The following is a 17,336-nucleotide window of genomic DNA, read 5'->3' as shown; positions in this document are numbered from 1 at the left end:
CGTCAGATGTCGTGCCCACGAAGGAGAGCTTGTGTCCGAACCCAACGGAACCGGCGCGCACGTCGGTTCGTCCGCGCCCTCGTTGGCGCAGGCGTACGCCCGCCGGCCGACCCGGCCCCGACGCGGTCTCGCGCCGGGGCGCCGGGTGTGGGTCTCGCTCGGCTCGGCCGCGGGCATCGCCGCGGTCACGACGCTGGCCGTGGCGCTGACCCCGACCGGCGCGAGCGGCGACCCGTCGGCCGGCGGCCGGACGGTCGCGGCCGCGGGGGCGGGGGTGCCGGGCGCCGCGCCGCCCGGGGGTTCCGGGGCGGTCGGCGCACCGGGTGCGCGTGGTCTGCCCGGTTCACCGGGCGCGCCGGGTGAACCGGGGGCACCGGGCTCGCCCGGCCTACCGGGTGCGCCTGGTGTCCCCGGCGAGCCCGGTGCGCCCGGTGAACCGGGCTCGACACCGACGGGCGCCGGATCCACACCGCCCGCCGCGACTCCCGGAACGCCGGTCGCCGAGCGACCCCCTGCCGCCGGGCGGCCCGCGACGCAACCGCCGCAGGAGCCCCGGCATATGCCTCTGACCAAACCCGCCCCGGAGCAACCCAAGGTGGCACCCCAGCCCCCGCCGGCCCAGCCGCCTCGGCCGAACGTCCCGGGCAACCCCCTGCGGAACGGGTACTCCGGCAAGTGCCTGAGCGGGTCCGCGGGTTCCGACGGCACGCCGCTGGTCCTGTGGTCGTGCAACGGAGACGTGAACCAGAAGTGGGACATCAGATCCGACGGCACGATCCGCACCAAGGGCCTGTGCATGGACGCGGCCTGGGGTTCCACCCAGAAGGGCACCGTCATCCAACTCGCCTACTGCAGTGGGAACCCCGCCCAGCAGTTCACGCTGCGCGGCAACAACATCTACGCGAAGGCGTCCAACATGTGCGCCGACGTCTGGGACTTCAAGACCAACGACGGCGCGGCGATCCGCCTCCACCCCTGCCACGCCGGGCAAAACCAGGTGTGGACCCGCGCCTGAGCACCGCACCGCCCGCTCGACGGCCCCGATCCGACCGCGAGCCCCGCCGCACCACGAAACGGCGGCCGGCTCCGACCGCCCGTGCGGTCGGAGCCACTCCCTGCTCCGGGCCGGTTCGGGATCAGGTCCGTGTCGCGGGCCCGGTGGGGCGTGGAAGGCGGTTACCGGCTCCGGGGGCGGCGGGCTTCTGGACAGTGTGGCGGGCATCAGGAACGCCGCTCCCAGACCCTGCGCGGCCCGGGCCGCGGACAACATCGCCGGCGACACGGCCGGGCCGCAGGCGAGGCCGGCCGCCGTGCAGAACGCCATGCCGACGCACAGGATCCGGCGCGGCTCGTACACGTCGCGGCAGCGCGGGATCGCCGCCCTCGAAGCGTGGCGCACCCGCGGGCCGACGGGTCACGCGCGGCTCCCGAGGGGATGCGTGCGATCAGCTCCCGCGTACGCTCGGGGTGGTGTCGCCGTCCGTGGGTCGGGGGCCGGTGTAGACGCCTACGGCGCGGTAGCGCAGGCCGGGTTGTCGGTACTCCTCCAGCGCGTGGGCGAGCCAGCCGACGGTTCGCGCCGTCGCGAAGATCGCCTCGCCGGCGTCCGGGCGCATGTCCAGGGAGTGGGCCACCGCCGCCAGGGCCAGGTCGGCGTTGGCGAACATACGCTCGCGTGCCGCGGTTTCGTGGGTGAGGGCGTCCACCGCGCCCATAACGCGGGCTACTTGGCCGTCCGTGTCGGCCAAGTCGCGGAGCAGGCCCAGGAGTCGGTCGGCGCGGGGGTCGCGGTCCGTGTAGAGGAGGTGGCCCAGGCCCGGCAGGTTCTCGCCGGCGCGGAGTCGGTCGGCGATCGCCGTGGTGGGGCTGCCGAAGGGGTCCAGGGCGTCGCGCAGGAAGCGGTGGGCCAGTCCGATCGCGGCGCCGTGGTGTCGACCGTCGAAGACGCCGAGGCCGGCGGACACCACGGCGTACACGTCCGCCCGCGCGCCGGCCGCCACCCGCGCGGCCAGTGTCGACACCGCCAGGTCGTGGTCGGCCTTCAGGACGAGTGCGGCGTTGAGCAGGTGGAGGTGCTCGGGTGTGGCCGGGCGGGCGGTGAGTTTCGGCCACAGTCGCCGAGCGAGGTCGCGGCCGGTCGGTGGCCGCGCGCCGGGAAAGGACGGCAGGGCGTCGACGATCACCGCGAGGAGGGTTTCGCCACCGCGTACGACGGCCTGCTCGGACAGGTCGAAGCGCAGCGGATCGGCGGCGCCCGCGGCGGCCACGATCATCCGGATGCGGTCGGTGAGGCGCGCGCTGTCCGGCAGGAGGGCGACCGTACGCCGGATCAGGTCGGTCAGCTCGGCCGAGACCTCGAAGGGGGGTACGTCCGCGAGTTCGGCGCGCCACAGCCAGTGGGCGACCGATTCGAAGCGGTGCTCGGCGAGTTCGGCCACGTCTCGGCCGCGGTAGTAGAGGTGGTCGTCGGCGAGCAGGGTCAGTTGGGTGTGGATGCGTTCGATCGAGCCGTTCGGGTCGCGGCGCCCGCCGACCCGGTCGGCCAGGGCCTCGACCTCGGCGGTGGCGAAGCGGCTGCCGCGCCGGCGGACCTCGCGCACGCTGGTCAGCAGTCCCCGGCTGACATAGGCGTAGACCGTCTCGGGTTTGACGCCGAGTCGTTGTGCGGCCTGGGCGGTGGTCAGGTAGTCGTGCGGGTAATCCTGCTCACCTTCGCCGTCCGGAACAGGGCTCCGACCAGCCATTTCGTTCCAGCCTTCCGTTCATGTTGATCCCGTCAATATTGACGATACTCGATGGGTGATCGACATTCGTGGTGGGCGGGATGTGCGGCTGTGCCGGCGACACCGCGCCGGGACGGGCACTGCCCGGACAGGGATCCGCCCGGACAGGCTCTGCCGGGACAAGTTCCGCCCGGAGAAGTTCCGCCCGGAGAAGTTCCGCCCGGAGACGTTCCGCTTGGACAAGCTCCGCCGAGCAGGCTCCGTCGAGACATATGGGAGGCGTGTCATGTCGGTCGTCACCGACGATGGGATGCAGATGGCTGGGATCGATGTACCCAGGGGCCTGAAGGGGGTGGTCGTCACCACCACCGAACTGGGCGACGTACAGGGCACGAAGGGCTTCTACCACTACCGGCAGTACTCGGCGATCGAGCTGGCCCGCACCCGCACCTTCGAGGACGTGTGGTTCCTGTTCGTCCACGGCCGACTTCCCACGGCCCGGGAACGCGGGCCGTTCGCCGCGGAGGTGGCCCGGCTGCGCGTACTGCCCGAGGAACTGCGTCCGGTGTTGCGGTCCATCGCGACGGCCGGCGAACGCTTCGACCCGCTCGCCGGACTGCGTACCGCGCTGTCACTGATCGGCGCCGCGCGCAACCTGCCGCCGTTGTGGGAGTCCACGCCCGAACGGCGGGCGGCGGACGCGCTGTTGGTCGGCGCGGTGACACCGACCATCCTGGCCGCGCTGTATCGCATCCGCGAGGGCGCCGAGCCGCTGGAGCCGCGGGCCGATCTGTCCACGGCGGCCAACTGGCTCTACCTGGTGACCGGCACGGACCCCGAACCCGCGCACGTGGCCGCGATCGAGCGCTACCTGACCGCGACCGTCGACCACGGCTTCAACGCCTCCACGTTCACCGCGCGCGTGATCGCGTCCACGGGAGCCGATCTGGTGTCCGCGGTGACGGGCGCGATCGGCGCGTTCTCGGGCCCGCTGCACGGCGGCGCTCCGGATCGGGCCCTGGAGGCGCTGGATCGCATCGGCACTCCGGACCGCATCGACTCGTGGGTGCGCGCGAAGATCGCGGCGGGGGATCGCATCATGGGATTCGGCCACCCGGTGTACCGCACCGAGGATCCCCGCGCGGTGATGCTCGCCGGGATCGCCGGCGACCTCGCCGGGCATGCCGACGCGCGCGGCGTCGAGTTGGTCGATTTCGCGAACGCGGTGCACCGCCGGGTGACCGAGATCCTCGCCGAGCTGAAGCCGGGGCGGGAGCTGCACGTGAACGTGGAGTTCTACGCCGGCGTGGTGATGGAACTGTGCGGCATCCCGCGATCCATGTTCACTCCGACGTTCACCGCGAGCCGAGTCGTCGGCTGGTGCGCCAACATCCTGGAGCAGGCCACCGACACCAAGATCATCCGACCGATCGCCCGTTACACCGGGCCTCGGCCGGGCCGGACGGTCCCGGCCGCCTGAGCGGCGTCACCCGCCGGAGCCGGCGTCACCCGGCCGGCGCGCCGTACGGCCGTCGAGGGTCTGCGCGGCGGCCCTGTCATGGCGTGGGCGCACGTCCCTCGGGGCGGGGGCGCGGCAGGGGTGGGTTCAGGGTGGTGGCGGGTCCGGGCCGGTAGAGGGCGGCCGGTTTGCCGCGGCCTCCGGTGAGTCGTAGGGCGTCCGGGACACGTTCGACGAATCCGGGACTGGCCAGGACCTTGCGACGGAAGTTGGGCAGGTCGAGGGTGGTGGCCCAGACCGTCTCGTAGACCTGGTGGAGTTCGCCGAGTGTGAACTGCGGTGGGCAGAAGGCGGTTGCCAGGCAGGTGTGTTCGAGTCGCGCGCCCACACGGTCGCGGGCGTCCGCGAGGATGTGGTCGTGGTCGAAGGCGAGCGGGAGCGCCTCGTCGGATGGGACCGGGATCCAGCGTGCGGCCGAGGCGTCGCCGCCGCCGGTTGCGACGGGTTCGGGCAGGTCGGGGACGAGCGCGGTGTGGGCGACGGAGACGACGCGCATCCGGGGGTCGCGGCCCGGGTCGCTGTAGGTGCGCAGTTGCTCCAAGTGCAGGGCGGCCACGACGTGTTCCGACAGTCCGGTCTCCTCGGCGAGTTCGCGCCGGGCGGCGGTCTCGGCGGATTCGTGCGGCAGGACGAATCCGCCCGGGAGTGCCCACCGACCCGCGTACGGTTCCTGCCCGCGTCGGATCAGGAGGGCGTGCAGGCGCCCCTCGCGCACGGTGAACACCGCCAGGTCGACCGTCACCGCGAACGGCGGGAACGCGTGCGGGTCGTAGCCCCGCGGGCGTACCGCTTCCCCCCGGCTCACCGGCGCTCCGGGAGCGGGGCGGTGAAGTGCCAACCCTCGGCGACGAGTTCGTCGACCGCGGTCACGGCGGTGGTCAGCCGCTGCTCGTGGGTGCCGCGTACCACGACGTGCCGGCGGTCGGTGCGGTGGAGGCGGTCCAGGAAACGTTCGGTCATCCAGGGCCGCAGGTGCGGCTGGTCGCGCAGGCCGTCGTCCTCGAAGGGCACGTCGGCGTGGTCGGTCACCAGGTAGAGGTGGCGTCGGGTGCGTTCGGCGATGTCCTCCACTTCGCGGTTGCGGCCGCCCATGTACCGCTCGTGCCATACGCCGGTGGCGAAGGAGTCGGTGTCGCAGACGAGGACGGGCGAGCCCCGGCGGGCGGCGTCTTCCTCGTGTTCGTCCTGTCGGCGGGCGATGAGCGGGAATTCCTCCGAGGTGAACGTGGCGTCCTCCCAGCCGGCGGCGGGGTCGAGCCGGCGTAGGTCGGCGAGTTTGTCCTCGCTGTACTCGCGTCCGTATTCGGCGACGTACCCGGTGTTCGCCCACACACCGCCGCGGCGGCGCAGGTGTGCGGTGAGAGCGCGGGCGAGGGTGGTCGTGCCGGAGGATTCGGCGCCGAGGACGACGACGCGTTTGGCGAGCGCGGCGCGTACGTCGGGCCCGAGGAAGTCCCAGTTGCCGAACGGGTCTTCGCGTACGGCGGTGCCGGACACGGGATGGCGCAGCCGGTTCGGGTCGACCCGGACCTCGTGGGCGCCGAAGCGGTGGGCGAGTTCGGTTCCGTAGTCCTCGGAGGTGAACACGGCGTCCACGCGGTCGGGGACGGCGGTGCGGAAGACGGCCATGTGGGCGTCCCATACCGCCGGGTCCAGGAGGTCGACGGGGTGGTCGTCGACGACGCCGACCACGTCGGCGTCCGGGTGCGCCGCGCGCATCCAGGCGACGCGGTCGGCGAGCGGCACCGATTCGACCGTCGCGGCGCAGACGAGCACGGTCACGCGTGCGCACTGCTCGAGGGCGGTGTCGACGAGGTGGTGGTGTCCGGCGTGCGGCGGATAGAACTTGCCCAGGGCCAGGCCGTGTTCGTGGCGTTTCACGCGGTGGTCTCCAGGGTCGTGGGTCCTGCGCTGGGGGCGCTGTTGGTGGTGGTGGTGTGGGTTGTCGTGGCGGCGCGCCGCCAGTTGCGGAGGCCAAGGATGCACAGTGCCAGGAACCCGGCGTAGAGCAGGGAGGTGAGGTAGAGCTCCTTGTAGGCGTACAGCGGGATGTAGACGATGTCGGCGGCGATCCACAACCACCAGGATTCGACGAGTTTGCGGCATTGGCCGTAGGTGGCCATCAGCGACAGGGTCGTGGTCAGGGCGTCCCAGAACGGGACTTCGGAGTCGGTGGCGCGGTGCAGCAGCAGGGTGAGGCCGGCGGCGGCCGCCGTTCCGGCGAGCGCGAGGCAGGTCCATTCGACCCGTGTGGTGCGGCGTACCGCGAGCGCGGCGGCGACGCGTGCGACGTCGCCATGGGTCCAGGCCCACCAGCCGTACGCGGCCAGGGCGATGAACACCACTTGGAGGCACGCATCGGCGTAGAGCCCGGATTCGGTGAACAACAGGATGAAGAACAGGTTGTTGGCGATGCCGATGGGCCAGTTGGCGATGTGTTGGCGGGTGACCAACCACACGCACAGGGCACCGCTGCCGAAGCCGAGGACTTCGGTCCAACTGATCGGCGTGGACAAGACGGTGAACAACGGTTGTTGCAGCGGTTCGAGCATATCCGCGAGACTCACGACTTTCCCCTTAATAGTCGTGGTGACCATAAAGGAGTCGACGCGAACCGGACAAGCCATTTGACGCGCGAACGCCGTCGGACGGCACGCACGAGGCGCGTTCGGCGCATCGCGTCCGCGGGAATCCGGCCCCGATCGGCCCTGCACACGGGTCGCGTCGAGGCGGGCAGCGGGAAGCGCTCACCGCTGCCCATGCCTACCCGTCCGCGCCATCCCGGCGACCGCGAGCATCGCGCGGACGCCTGGTGTCCACGTTGTCGGTCAGGCTCGTGAGGATGCCGGGTAGTTCCGCCACGGTTTCGGCGGGGAGGCCGGTGACCGTCTCCTCCGACCCCCTCGTACTGGGCCCGGTTGACGCGGCACCGCCTGCGCGGACCCGTCACCCGTCCGCAGCCGGCCGGACGGGGCGCACGTGCGGGCCATATCCTGGGATTCCGGGTCCGCAGCGTCGTCAGGGAAGGGCCCGTCGTGGCATTGGACATCGAACCGGAGCGCCTGTCGGCGATCGTGGCTGAGCAACCCGATCCACTAGTGTTCGCCACCGTGTCCGGCGCGCACCTGTACGGCTTCCCCTCCCGGGATTCCGACGTCGACCTGCGCGGCGCGCATCTGCTGCCGTTGACCGCGTTGGTCGGGCTGCGCGAGGGCGAACACACGCGCGGGCGCATGTGGGAGGCCGACGGCGTGGAGAACGACCTCGTCACCCACGACCTCGGAAAGTTCGTACGGCTCCTGCTGCGCCGCAACGGCTACGTCCTCGAGCAGTTGCTCTCCCCGCTGGTCGTACACACCACGCCGGCGCACGCCGAGTTGGTGGCGCTCGCCCCCGGACTGGTGACCCGGCACCACGCGCACCACTACGCCGGATTCGCGCGCACCCAACTACGGCTGTTCGAGCGGACTGGCGAACTCAAACCGCTGCTGTACACGTTCCGGGTCCTGCTGACCGGGATCCACCTGATGCGCTCGGCACAGGTCGTGGCCGACCTCCGCACGTTGGCCGACCTGTGCCGGGACATCGCTCCGGCCTGTCTCGGCGACCTGGTGGCCGCGAAACGCGAGGCCGAGCACGGCGCGCTGGACGGGCTGGTGGCGGTCGACGCGGCGCGGGCGGACGTCGATCGGCTGCGGGCCGCACTCGACGACGCACACGAGGCGTCCACACTCGCGGAACGCCCCGAGGGCCACGACGCGCTGCACGACCTCCTGGTACGGGTACGCCTGACCGGACTCTGACCGGGCATTCAGGCGCCAAGGCGGCCCGCGCCATCCATCCCGGTCACACGCTCATCCGCACCGGTCACACCACCCCTGCCGGTCCCGCCCTCCGCACGGGCCGCGCCGGCCGCTCCCTGGCCACCGTCCCCGTCGTATCCGCATCGGTCGTTTCGCGAAGCCGATTCTCGGCGTTGCCCGGCTACCCTGAATGACCATGACCTACGTCACCGACTCGCGAGTCGACGACTACATCGAGGCCCTGCCCGACTGGCAGCAGGCCATCTGCCGCGAGGTCCGCGACCTCGTCCACGGTGCCGACCCGGAGGTGGCCGAGACCATCAAGCGCACCGTGCAACCGTACTTCGTCCTTCAGGGCAACATCTGCGCGCTCCTGGCGGCGAAGGACCACGTCAACGTGTTCCTGTACGACGGGGCCATCGTCCCCGACCCCGAGGGAATCATCACCGGCGGCCACGACAACAAGACCGCCCGCACCGTGGCCGTACGCCGGGGCGAGACGATCAACGCGCCGGCCCTGACCGCCATGTTCGAGCAGATCATCGCCAACAATCGTGCGGGCGGCTGGCGCAAGCTCAAGCACTGACATCGACCCGACATCGCTCGCCCCCGTCGGCGATCGGCGATCGGCGCCCTACGCGAGCAACTTCTCGCGATCGCGCCAGGCCCGCTCCCATTGGCGAGTCAGCGCCGGGTAGACGATCAGGTAGCGGAACGGCGTGATGAGGGCCATGTACACCCTGCCGTACCGTCCGTTGGCCTTCACCAGCACCGCCATCCGCAACTCATAGTCGCCGCCGTCCCCGTCCCCGTTCCCGTCCCCACCGCCACCGCCGGTGTCCCCACTGCGCACCCACCCCAGGTGCATGATCCCGTGCACGGTCCGGTTGGCCAGTTCGCGCGCGGACTCGTTGTCGAGGTCGTACACGGGCGTGAACGGGCCGCCGGAGGGGAGGGAGGGGTCCACGGTCTCGGCGAGCTCGCGCGGCACGCGATCGCGCAGCGGTCGGACCCGCGTGCCCAGGCCCGTCTTCGGCTTGTCCCAGCCGAGCAGGGCGCCGAGCTTCCAACGCACCGCGAACAGGAAGCGGGCCGGGAGCGCCTGCTTGCCGAGCCCGCCGCCGGCGCGCATCGCGGCGAGCATGACGGGGAAGTCGCCCGGGCCGGAGCCCGGAGCACGGTAGGACCACACGTCCTCCACCCGGAAGTCACGGGCGAGTTCATGGATCCGCCACGGCTGATCGGTATGGGCTGTGCGGGGAAGTCTCACGGCGCGCCGCCGCCTTTCCTGCCTCGGGCCATCGCTGCCACCTCTGTTATACGCTTGCGTATAACGCCAGGCAAGACCGAGTATGCGGTTGCGTATAACCGGACGGACGGTCGCGTACATCCGGTGGACGGGCACGAAGGGACACACACCGTGGGCGCTGCTCGCACACCGCGCGACAGGTGGGTGGAGGAGGGCCTGCGCGCGCTGGCCGACGGCGGCCCGGACGCCGTGCGCGTCGAGGCGCTGGCGAAGCGGCTCGGCGTCACCAAGGGCGGGTTCTACGGGTACTTCGCCGATCGCGACGCGCTGCTGCGGGCGATGCTGGACACCTGGGAACGGGAGAGCACCGACGAGGTGATCGACCGGGTCGAGCGCGAGGGCGGCGACCCGAAGACCAAGATCCAGCGTGCGGGCATGCTCACCTTCTCCGACGACCGACTGCTCCCCCTCGACCTCGCGGTCCGCGACTGGGCCCGGCGCGACGAGGCGGTCGCCGAGCGCCTGCGCCGGGTGGACAACCGCCGCATGGCACTGCTGCGCGAGATGATCGGCACCTTTTGCTCCGATCCCGACGAGGTCGAGGCACGCAGCCTGTTGGCCTTCTGCGTGGCGATCGCACACCGCTCCCTCGCCACCGACCACGAGGGCCGCACCCGCGCCGAGGTCCTCGCCCACGCCGCCGACCTGATCCTCAACCGCCCGCGCCCCGATCCCCGTCAGGGCACTCCGGGACGCCCGTGCGCCACGGAACGCTCCACGCCGACTGCCCATGAACCCGATCGGTGATCCGTTCGAGGCGCCCGAGCCCCACCGGGAGTCCAACTTCACACGCCCTGCGGGCAATTCGTCGCCGATGCCCGTGGCGGCGTGATCCGCACCCGGGTACGCTGCGGCGCCTGCCGCAGATGCCGGTTCCGGTCGGCCGGACGACGTCGAGTCCGCGGATGTCACCGCTTTCGTCTCGTTTGTGTATCGGACCGCGCGGGGACTCCCGGCGTGCGGTGGACTCGAACAAGCGGAACCGCCCGCCCGGAGCGGCGTGTTCTTCGGCGTGTGATGGGGGAGACAGTGACCGACACCTGGGATTGTGAGTGTCTGGTGGAGCACGGCCGCGCACGGGTGGTGGTGCCGAGGGTCGTGGACCGTTCCGTCGCCCATCGGCTGCGCAAGGACCTCGTGGCGCGGATCAACGCCCTGCCCGACGACGTCGTCGAAGTGACGTTCGACCTGGTGGCGACCGAGGTGCTCGACGAGGCGGGTGCGGCGACGATCGGATCCGCGTACCGGCACGCCTTCCTCCTCGGCCTGCGCCCCTCCTGGCGGGCCGCGTCGCCGGAGATGCGCGCCGTGCTGCTCCACGAGGACGGCGAACTCGGCACCCGAGAGAACGAGCTGAACGCGTCTCCCGCGTAGCACAGGCGGGCCGGCGCGCGTTCGGGCCCGCCCTCCGAGTGGCGGAGCCGGGCGGGGCGTCGGAGGCGGGATCTTCCCCGCTGTCGGCACTACCTCCGGGTGGGGTCGTACGGATCGGGGTGCGGGACATGCGCTCCCGCGCCCCGATCCGCCGTACCCGACCCGCCGCACCCGACCCGCCGCACCCGACCCGCCGCACCGAACCATCCGACGGGTCCGTCCGCCGGACCATCCGACGACTCCCCCGACTCCCCCTGCCCCCGGCTCCCCCGGACCCGAGGAACCGTCGCCGTCGGCGAGGGCTACCCGGACGACGCCGGGAAGACCTTCGAGAAGATCAGTTTGGTCAGTTCGTCGGCCGGCGCCTTGCCGTCGGGAGACTGGTTGAGGTTGACCAGGACGACAACGGTCGCGCGCGACTGCGGGTTGTAGCCCACGAAACTGTTGTAGCCGGGCAACTGGCCGTCGTGGCCGAGGAAACCACCGAAGTCGGCGATGGCGAGACCGTAGGTGGGCGCACCGGGCTGATCGGAGGCCGGGACGAAGGTCAGCCGCTCGCGCTGGACTTCGGGGCTCAGCAGGGCGCCGGTGGCCAGCGCCGGGGCCCACCGGAGCAGGTCGTCGACGGTGGAGACGGCCGCGCCGGCCGCCCAGGCCCACGAGGGGTCGGAGTTCGTGACGTCCTTGGGATTGCCCGCCGACCAGTCGGCCCAGGCGGCGTCCTTGCCGGTGAGTACCGGCGCGGTCAGGCTTTCGACGTTGGAGATGAACTCGTAGCCGTGCGCGTGCGGGCCGGGGAGGCGGGAGTCGGTTTCCAGGCTGCTCTCGGACATGCCCAGCGGTTGGAAGATGCGTTGCCGGAACAATTCGGCCAGTGGCTGTCCGGTGAGTTCCTCGGCGATCAGTCCGAGCAGGATGGTATTGGTGTTGGAGTAGTGGAACCCGCCTCCGGGCGGGAAGTACGACGGGTGCGCGAAGGCGATCGCCAGGAGTTCGTCGGGGGTCCACGGGGCCTGCGGATGTTCGTCGAGCGCCCGGTTGAACTCGGGATCCTCGCTGTAGTTGTACAGGCCGCTGGTCATCTGGAGGAGCTGACGGATGGTGATGTGCTGTCCGTCGGGTACGTCGGGCCGGTAGGCGGCGACCGGGTCGTCGAGGGACAGCCGTCCGGCCTGGACGAGTTGCAGGATGATCGTCCCGGTGAAGGTCTTGGTGATGCTGCCGACCCGCATGTGGTCCGTGGACCGGATGGGTGCCCCGGTCGTCAGGTCTCCGGTGCCGAGTGTGGTGGTCCACGTACCCGACTCGGGGGTGCGGATGGAGACGATGGCGCCGGGCACCCGCATCCGCTGCATGAGGGCGATCAGTTCGGGCGTCAGCGTCTTGGCGAAGGACGGGACCCGCTCCGCGGACGGGGCGGGCGCGTCGGATCGCATCGCGGTGGCCGGCGCCGGCGCGGCGGCTGTGAGGCTCAGCAGCGCCGCCGCCAGTACGGCCGCCGCTCTGGGGCGGCGCCGACGCGGCCGGGTTCGACGCGAACCTCGTTCGGCGGGCGGGAGCGGGCTCGACAGTCGGGTTCGCACGAGGTGGTCCGTTTCGTTCGGGAGCGGTGAACCCCACAGATACCGGCCGCATTCCACGCGTGCCCGGCGTTGCGCCACCGGTGGGCGTGTTCGCCCGGCCCCCCTGCCCGACTCCCTGGCCCGACCGCCCCGCCAGACCGCCCCGCCCGACATCAGGGCCCCGGAGCAGGTTCCCGCTCGGCCCCGATCGCGGCGAGTTTCGATCGGGTACGCCCTGCCGGCGGCTCGCGTCGAGGAGCCGGGCCGGCCCGTTCGGCCTCCCTGTCGGCCGAACGGGCGGGCGGCCCGACGGACGGCGGATGTGGGCGTTACACCGCCGCCTCGTCCCACAGTTCGCTCGCGTGGGCGTCCACGAGGGTGCCCACGCGTGCGAGGAGACCGGCGGCGGGTTGCGGGGTGATGCGGCGGCCGTCCCGCAGGCGCAGGGCGATCCGGTCGTCGGCGGCCTCCTTGGCGCCGATGACGGCCTGGTACGGGACGAGACGGGACTCGCGGATGCGCGCGCCCAGGGTGCCGCGCTCGGGCCCGGCGATCTCGACCCGCAGTCCCGACTCCTGGCAGCGCCGGGCGAACGCCCGCGCGTGCGGGAGTTCGGTCGCCGAGATCGGGAGCACCACCAGTTGCACGGGGGCGAGCCACGCGGGGAAGGCGCCGCCGTGTTCTTCGATGAGGTGCGCGACGGCCCGCTCCACGCTGCCGATGATGCTGCGATGGATCATCACCGGTCGGTGCTTCGCGCCGTCCGCGCCCATGTAGTGCAGGTCGAACCGCTCGGGCTGGTGGAAGTCGATCTGGACGGTGGACAGGGTGGACTCGCGCCCGGCCGGGTCGACGACCTGGACGTCGATCTTGGGGCCGTAGAAGGCCGCCTCGCCCCCGACCGCCTCGTACGCGAGCCCCGAGCCGTCGAGCACGTCGGTCAGCAACGCGACGGACCGCCGCCACATCTCGGGCGCGGCCACGTACTTGCCTCCCGCGCCCGGCAGTGAGAGTCGATATCGCGCCGCACCGATGCCGAGCGCCAGGTACGCGCGAGCGATCATCCCCAGGGCGGCCCGCGCCTCCTCGGCGACCTGGTCCAGGGTGCAGAAGATGTGCGCGTCGTTGAGCTGAATGGCCCGGACCCGGGTCAGCCCGCCGAGCACGCCGGACGGCTCGGACCGGTACATGCCACCCAACTCGGCCATGCGCAACGGCAGTTCGCGGTAGCTGCGGCCCCGGGAACGGTAGATCACCGCGTGATGGGGACACAGGCTCGGCCGCAGCACCATCTGCTCGCCGCCCACGTCCATCGGCGGGAACATGTCGTCGCCGTAGTGCGACCAGTGGCCCGAGATCTCGTACAGCTCCCGCTTGCCCAGCACCGGCGAGTACACGTGCCGGTAGCCCGCCCGCCGTTCGGCGTCACGGATGTACTCCTCCAGGGCGTGCCGCACGGCGGCGCCGTCGGGCAGCCAGTACGGCAGTCCCGCGCCGATCAGCGGGTCGGTGTCGAACAGCTCCAGCTCGCGGCCGAGTCTGCGGTGGTCGTGCATGGGGTCTCCTCGCGTACATCGGGCGAGTGACCGCAAGACGAAGCCCCGGGGCACTCGCCCCGGGGCTTCGACCAAGAAAATCGTCAGCGCGCCGGGACACTCTCCGGCGTCGTCGTCATCATGTCGGCGCGCTTCACGCCGTCGACGCTAGCAAACGAGCCGCGCCGCCGCGATCACATTTCGCCCGGGCGGCGCCGGCCCCACGCCCGGCGCGCCGCTCACCTGGGACGAGGATCCGGAATCCGGTAGGCGCGGAAGTCGCCGGGCGGCAGGAAGCGGATCATCGCGTCACCGTATGGCCCCGCACCCGACACTGATCCGTGTGGCCCTGCCCGGGATGCCCGGAACACGGGTCGCGGGCACGATCGGGACATGCGCAATCACCCGCCACTCGGTGAACGAACCACTCGACGCTCCTCGCCCTCCGTGATCCCGGTGGGCTCGGACAACGAGTGGGATCCGCTGGAGGAATGTGTGGTCGGCACCGCCCGGCGATCGATGTTCCCGGCCGAGGACGAGCGCATGATCCGCGCCACCATGCCCCGTGAGCACTGGCACCGGTTCGTCGCCGGAAATCCGTTCCCGGCCGACATCGTCGACAACGCCGAGCGCGAACTCGACGCACTGGGCACCCTGCTGGAGAGTCGCGGCGTCCGCGTACGCCGTCCCCACCCGGTGGACTGGACGGAGCTCGGCGGCTACACCGCCGCGATGCCCCGGGACGGATTCCTGGTGGCGGGTGATCGCATCGTCGAAGCACCCATGGCCTGGCGCAGCCGACGCGACGAGTTGTCGGCCTATCTGCCCCTGATCCGTGAGTACCGACAGGGCGGGGCGACCTGGCTGCCCTCGGGGGTCTTCCGCGACAGCGCCTGCCTGTTGGAGGACACCGCGAGCCCGCGGGGCGACTGGGCGATCAACGACTCGCGGCCGGCGTGGGATGCGGCCGACTTCCTGCGCCTGGGCGGGGGAGTCGTCGTCGGCCAACTCAGCCATGTGACCAACCGCTCCGGAGTCGAGCACCTGAGGGAGCGCCTCGGGCCCGGGTATCGCGTCCACCTGCTGGAACCGGACGACCCGCACGCGATGCACATCGACGCCAGTCTGTGCCCGCTCGCGGAAGGCCTCGCCCTGTACAACCCCGACCGCCTCACCCCGCGCCGGCTGCGGCACACTCCGCTGCGCGACTGGCGGTTGGTACCCGCGCCGGTGCCCAAGCGCCGCTCCTGGCCGCCGCTGTACATGACCAGCCCCTGGATCAGCATGAACCTGCTCGTCCTCGGGCCGGAACACGTGCTGGTGGAGGCCGAGGACGACGACATGTGCGCACTGGTCGAACAGTTGGGCTACCGGCCGCTCCGCTGTCCCTTCCGGCACGTGCAGAGCCTGGGCGGCTCGTTCCACTGTGCCACCCTCGACATCCGTCGCCGCGGCGACCGGCACGGGTGACGGTCGCGCCGACCGCCTCGACGCCGCCGGGCTTCAGCGCGCGCTCGTCGCCGGCTCCCGGGCGCTTCGCGACGGTGTGCGCAGGGCGAGGGCCCGGGCGTTGAAGGCTCGAATGCGGGCGGTTTCGTGCGAGGCGCGCCACACGAAACCCCATTCGATCGGCGGGGCGTCGGCGATGGGTACGTAGGTCACGTCGGGCCGGGCGTAGAAGCGGGTCACCTGGCCGCCGACGGTGAAGGTGCCCTCGTCTGCCGCGATCAGGGCCAGGGCCTCCTGGAACGAGGCCACTCGCGGCCCGTGCGTGATGGGCCGTCCCTGTGGCGTCGCGGCCGGGACCCGGTCGTCGGCGATGGCGGCGGGCGCGTTGGCGGGCATCCGCAGCAGGGTGACCCGGGCCAGGTCCTCCAGGCAGACCTCCGGCCGGGAGGCCAGGCGGTGCCGCGAGGAGACGGCCAGGTATCGGGGCTCGCTCCACAGCGCGGGCCCGGCGACCATGTCCGGCTCGGTGACGGGTCGGGTGTTGAGCACCATCTCCGTGCGGTGCTCGCGCAGTTCCGTGAAGGAGTTGTCCATCTGGAGTTCGTGGACGATGACGTCGCCGGTGGGGTGCTCGGCACGATAGGCGCGGGCCGTCTCCAGGACGAGCGCGCCGGCCGCGGCGCCGAGGAAGCCGACCCGCAGCGGTCCCTCGAAGCCGCGAGCGGCCATGATCGCGCGTTCCAGCGCCCGCTGCACCTGCTCGTGTCCGGGCCGCAGATCGTCGTGGAACAGGGTCCCGATCGTGGTGAGCGTCACCAACCGACTCGTGCGGTCGAACAGGGCCGCCCCGACCCGGCGTTCGAGCTTGCGGATGATCTGACTGATCCGCCCCGTGGACACGCCCAATCGCTCCGCCGAACGACCGAAGTGCAGTTCCTCGGCGACCGTCAGGAATGCCTCGATCTCGTACGTCTCCACGCAGGCCCCCGCCCGATCGTTGAATCCTGCTCAACGATAGTTGATCATGACGGCGTTGATCCCGCCCGGCGGCTGGTCGATCTTTGAGGAACACATTCACGATGCCGAACGGACATGACATGACGGTGACCTCGAACAAGATCCTGGTGCTGGGTGGGACCGGCAAGACCGGTCGCAGGATCGTGGATCTGCTCCGCGCGCGCGACGCCGACGTACGGGTGGGCTCGCGCGGGGCCGACCCGGGCTTCGACTGGGAGGAACCGGCGACGTGGGCACCCGCGTTGCGGGACGTGGACAAGGTCTACGTGTCGTTCTTCCCGGACCTGGCGGTACCCGGGGCCCCGGCGGCGATCCGGGCCTTCACCGAGGCGGCGGCGAGCGCGGGCGTGCGGCACCTGGTGCTGCTGTCCGGGCGCGGCGAGGAGGAGGCCCAGGCGTGTGAAGGCGTGGTGGCCGGTTCGGGAATCCCCTGGACCGTGGTGCGCGCGAGCTGGTTCAGCCAGAACTTCAGCGAGGGCTACCTGATCGGGCCGGTCCTGGAAGGCCGGGTCATGCTGCCCGTCGGCGACGTGGGGGAACCGTTCGTCGACGCGGACGACATCGCCGAGGTCGCCGTCGCCGCGCTCACCGAGGACGGGCACCACGGGCAGACGTACGAGGTGACCGGGCCGCGCCTGCTCACCTTCGCCGACGCCGTCGCGGAGATCGCGACCGCCACCGGACGCCGCGTCGACTTCGCGACCGTGGGCGCGGACGAGTACGCCAAGGCACTCGAGGAGGCCGGCCTCCCCGCCGGCGACATCGACTTCCTCATCTACCTCTTCACCACCGTGCTCGACGGCCGCAACGCGCGCGTCGAGGACGGCGTCCGGCGGGCCCTGGGCCGCGCACCGCGCGACTTCGCGGACTACGCGCGCGCCACGGCCGCCACGGGAGTCTGGAACCCGCGGACCTCGTGACCGGTCGCACGACCTCGGGGCCGGCGGCCTCGCGGCGAGGCTGAACCTCCGGCCCGTTCGCCGGGGTCGCCGACTCGCCGATGCTCGGTGACGCTCGGGGCCACCGAGGCGGCACAGCACGACAA

At 71.7% G+C, this 17,336-nt stretch carries 16 protein-coding genes; 8 read left to right on the top strand and 8 right to left on the bottom strand.

From position 1 onward, the window contains the following. Nucleotides 1-31: 31 nt before the first annotated feature. On the top strand, nucleotides 32-1,015 hold the full coding sequence (locus tag ACWCPW_RS11765; RefSeq protein WP_449761392.1) for a ricin-type beta-trefoil lectin domain protein: 984 nt from the start codon (nucleotides 32-34) through the stop codon (nucleotides 1,013-1,015). 430 nt (nucleotides 1,016-1,445) lie between these two features. Here the strand turns inward: ACWCPW_RS11765 and ACWCPW_RS11760 are convergent, their stop codons facing one another. Then, nucleotides 1,446-2,744, bottom strand: coding sequence for a citrate synthase (locus tag ACWCPW_RS11760; protein ID WP_449761391.1), 1,299 nt, complete (start codon nucleotides 2,742-2,744; stop codon nucleotides 1,446-1,448). A 295-nt stretch (nucleotides 2,745-3,039) separates the two neighbouring features. On the opposite strand from ACWCPW_RS11760, the gene ACWCPW_RS11755 reads away from it, so the two are divergent. Further along, entirely contained in the window at nucleotides 3,040-4,203 is a 1,164-nt protein-coding gene (locus ACWCPW_RS11755) for a citrate/2-methylcitrate synthase (protein WP_449761390.1), read from the top strand. 76 nt (nucleotides 4,204-4,279) lie between these two features. On the opposite strand, the gene ACWCPW_RS11750 is transcribed toward ACWCPW_RS11755, so the two are convergent. Genes ACWCPW_RS11750 through pnuC form a run of 3 tightly spaced genes read right to left on the bottom strand, consistent with a single transcriptional unit; the run spans nucleotide 4,280 to nucleotide 6,809 of the window. Continuing rightward, nucleotides 4,280-5,047 carry an NUDIX hydrolase gene (locus ACWCPW_RS11750; RefSeq protein ID WP_449761389.1) on the bottom strand — a complete coding sequence of 256 codons (768 nt, stop codon included), beginning with the start codon at nucleotides 5,045-5,047 and terminating at the stop codon, nucleotides 4,280-4,282. Beyond that, the gene (locus ACWCPW_RS11745) at nucleotides 5,044-6,123 is read right to left on the bottom strand and encodes an AAA family ATPase (protein ID WP_449761388.1); all 1,080 of its coding nucleotides are present in this window, start codon (nucleotides 6,121-6,123) and stop codon (nucleotides 5,044-5,046) included. The genes ACWCPW_RS11750 and ACWCPW_RS11745 overlap by 4 nt, the downstream gene beginning before the upstream one ends. Then, the gene (gene pnuC / locus ACWCPW_RS11740; protein ID WP_449761387.1) at nucleotides 6,120-6,809 is read right to left on the bottom strand and encodes a nicotinamide riboside transporter PnuC; all 690 of its coding nucleotides are present in this window, start codon (nucleotides 6,807-6,809) and stop codon (nucleotides 6,120-6,122) included. The genes ACWCPW_RS11745 and pnuC overlap by 4 nt, the downstream gene beginning before the upstream one ends. A gap of 468 nt (nucleotides 6,810-7,277) precedes the next feature. Here pnuC and ACWCPW_RS11735 point away from each other — a divergent pair, with 468 nt between their 5' ends. Beyond that, on the top strand, nucleotides 7,278-8,045 hold the full coding sequence (locus tag ACWCPW_RS11735) for a nucleotidyltransferase domain-containing protein (RefSeq protein WP_449761386.1): 768 nt from the start codon (nucleotides 7,278-7,280) through the stop codon (nucleotides 8,043-8,045). Nucleotides 8,046-8,241: 196 nt separating this feature from the next. Next, the gene (locus ACWCPW_RS11730) at nucleotides 8,242-8,631 is read left to right on the top strand and encodes a DUF1801 domain-containing protein (RefSeq protein ID WP_449761385.1); all 390 of its coding nucleotides are present in this window, start codon (nucleotides 8,242-8,244) and stop codon (nucleotides 8,629-8,631) included. Between the two features lie 48 nt (nucleotides 8,632-8,679). On the opposite strand, the gene ACWCPW_RS11725 is transcribed toward ACWCPW_RS11730, so the two are convergent. Next, entirely contained in the window at nucleotides 8,680-9,315 is a 636-nt protein-coding gene (locus ACWCPW_RS11725; protein WP_449761384.1) for a DUF2867 domain-containing protein, read from the bottom strand. Between the two features lie 150 nt (nucleotides 9,316-9,465). Between ACWCPW_RS11725 and ACWCPW_RS11720 the strand changes: the two genes are divergently transcribed. Next, nucleotides 9,466-10,101 carry a TetR/AcrR family transcriptional regulator gene (locus ACWCPW_RS11720; protein WP_449761383.1) on the top strand — a complete coding sequence of 212 codons (636 nt, stop codon included), beginning with the start codon at nucleotides 9,466-9,468 and terminating at the stop codon, nucleotides 10,099-10,101. A gap of 282 nt (nucleotides 10,102-10,383) precedes the next feature. Continuing rightward, nucleotides 10,384-10,728 carry a hypothetical protein gene (locus ACWCPW_RS11715; protein ID WP_449761382.1) on the top strand — a complete coding sequence of 115 codons (345 nt, stop codon included), beginning with the start codon at nucleotides 10,384-10,386 and terminating at the stop codon, nucleotides 10,726-10,728. 302 nt (nucleotides 10,729-11,030) lie between these two features. Here ACWCPW_RS11715 and ACWCPW_RS11710 read toward each other — a convergent pair whose 3' ends face one another. Next, nucleotides 11,031-12,311, bottom strand: a complete 1,281-nt coding sequence (locus ACWCPW_RS11710) for a serine hydrolase domain-containing protein (protein WP_449761381.1) — start codon at nucleotides 12,309-12,311, stop codon at nucleotides 11,031-11,033. Nucleotides 12,312-12,619: 308 nt separating this feature from the next. Continuing rightward, on the bottom strand, nucleotides 12,620-13,882 hold the full coding sequence (gene thrS, locus ACWCPW_RS11705) for a threonine--tRNA ligase (RefSeq protein ID WP_449761380.1): 1,263 nt from the start codon (nucleotides 13,880-13,882) through the stop codon (nucleotides 12,620-12,622). Nucleotides 13,883-14,218: 336 nt separating this feature from the next. Between thrS and ACWCPW_RS11700 the strand changes: the two genes are divergently transcribed. Then, complete coding sequence (locus ACWCPW_RS11700; RefSeq protein WP_449761379.1) at nucleotides 14,219-15,295, top strand: amidinotransferase; 1,077 nt, start codon at nucleotides 14,219-14,221, stop codon at nucleotides 15,293-15,295. Nucleotides 15,296-15,328: 33 nt separating this feature from the next. Here the strand turns inward: ACWCPW_RS11700 and ACWCPW_RS11695 are convergent, their stop codons facing one another. Continuing rightward, a complete protein-coding gene (locus ACWCPW_RS11695) occupies nucleotides 15,329-16,252 on the bottom strand; it encodes a LysR family transcriptional regulator (protein ID WP_449761378.1) in 924 nt (307 codons plus the stop codon). 101 nt (nucleotides 16,253-16,353) lie between these two features. Here ACWCPW_RS11695 and ACWCPW_RS11690 point away from each other — a divergent pair, with 101 nt between their 5' ends. Further along, nucleotides 16,354-17,211, top strand: coding sequence for an NAD(P)H-binding protein (locus ACWCPW_RS11690; protein WP_449761377.1), 858 nt, complete (start codon nucleotides 16,354-16,356; stop codon nucleotides 17,209-17,211). The last annotated feature ends 125 nt before the right edge of the window (nucleotides 17,212-17,336 follow it).

The organism is Embleya sp. NPDC001921 (genome assembly GCF_053594475.1).
This window is presented reverse-complemented; position numbering and strand designations above follow the sequence as displayed.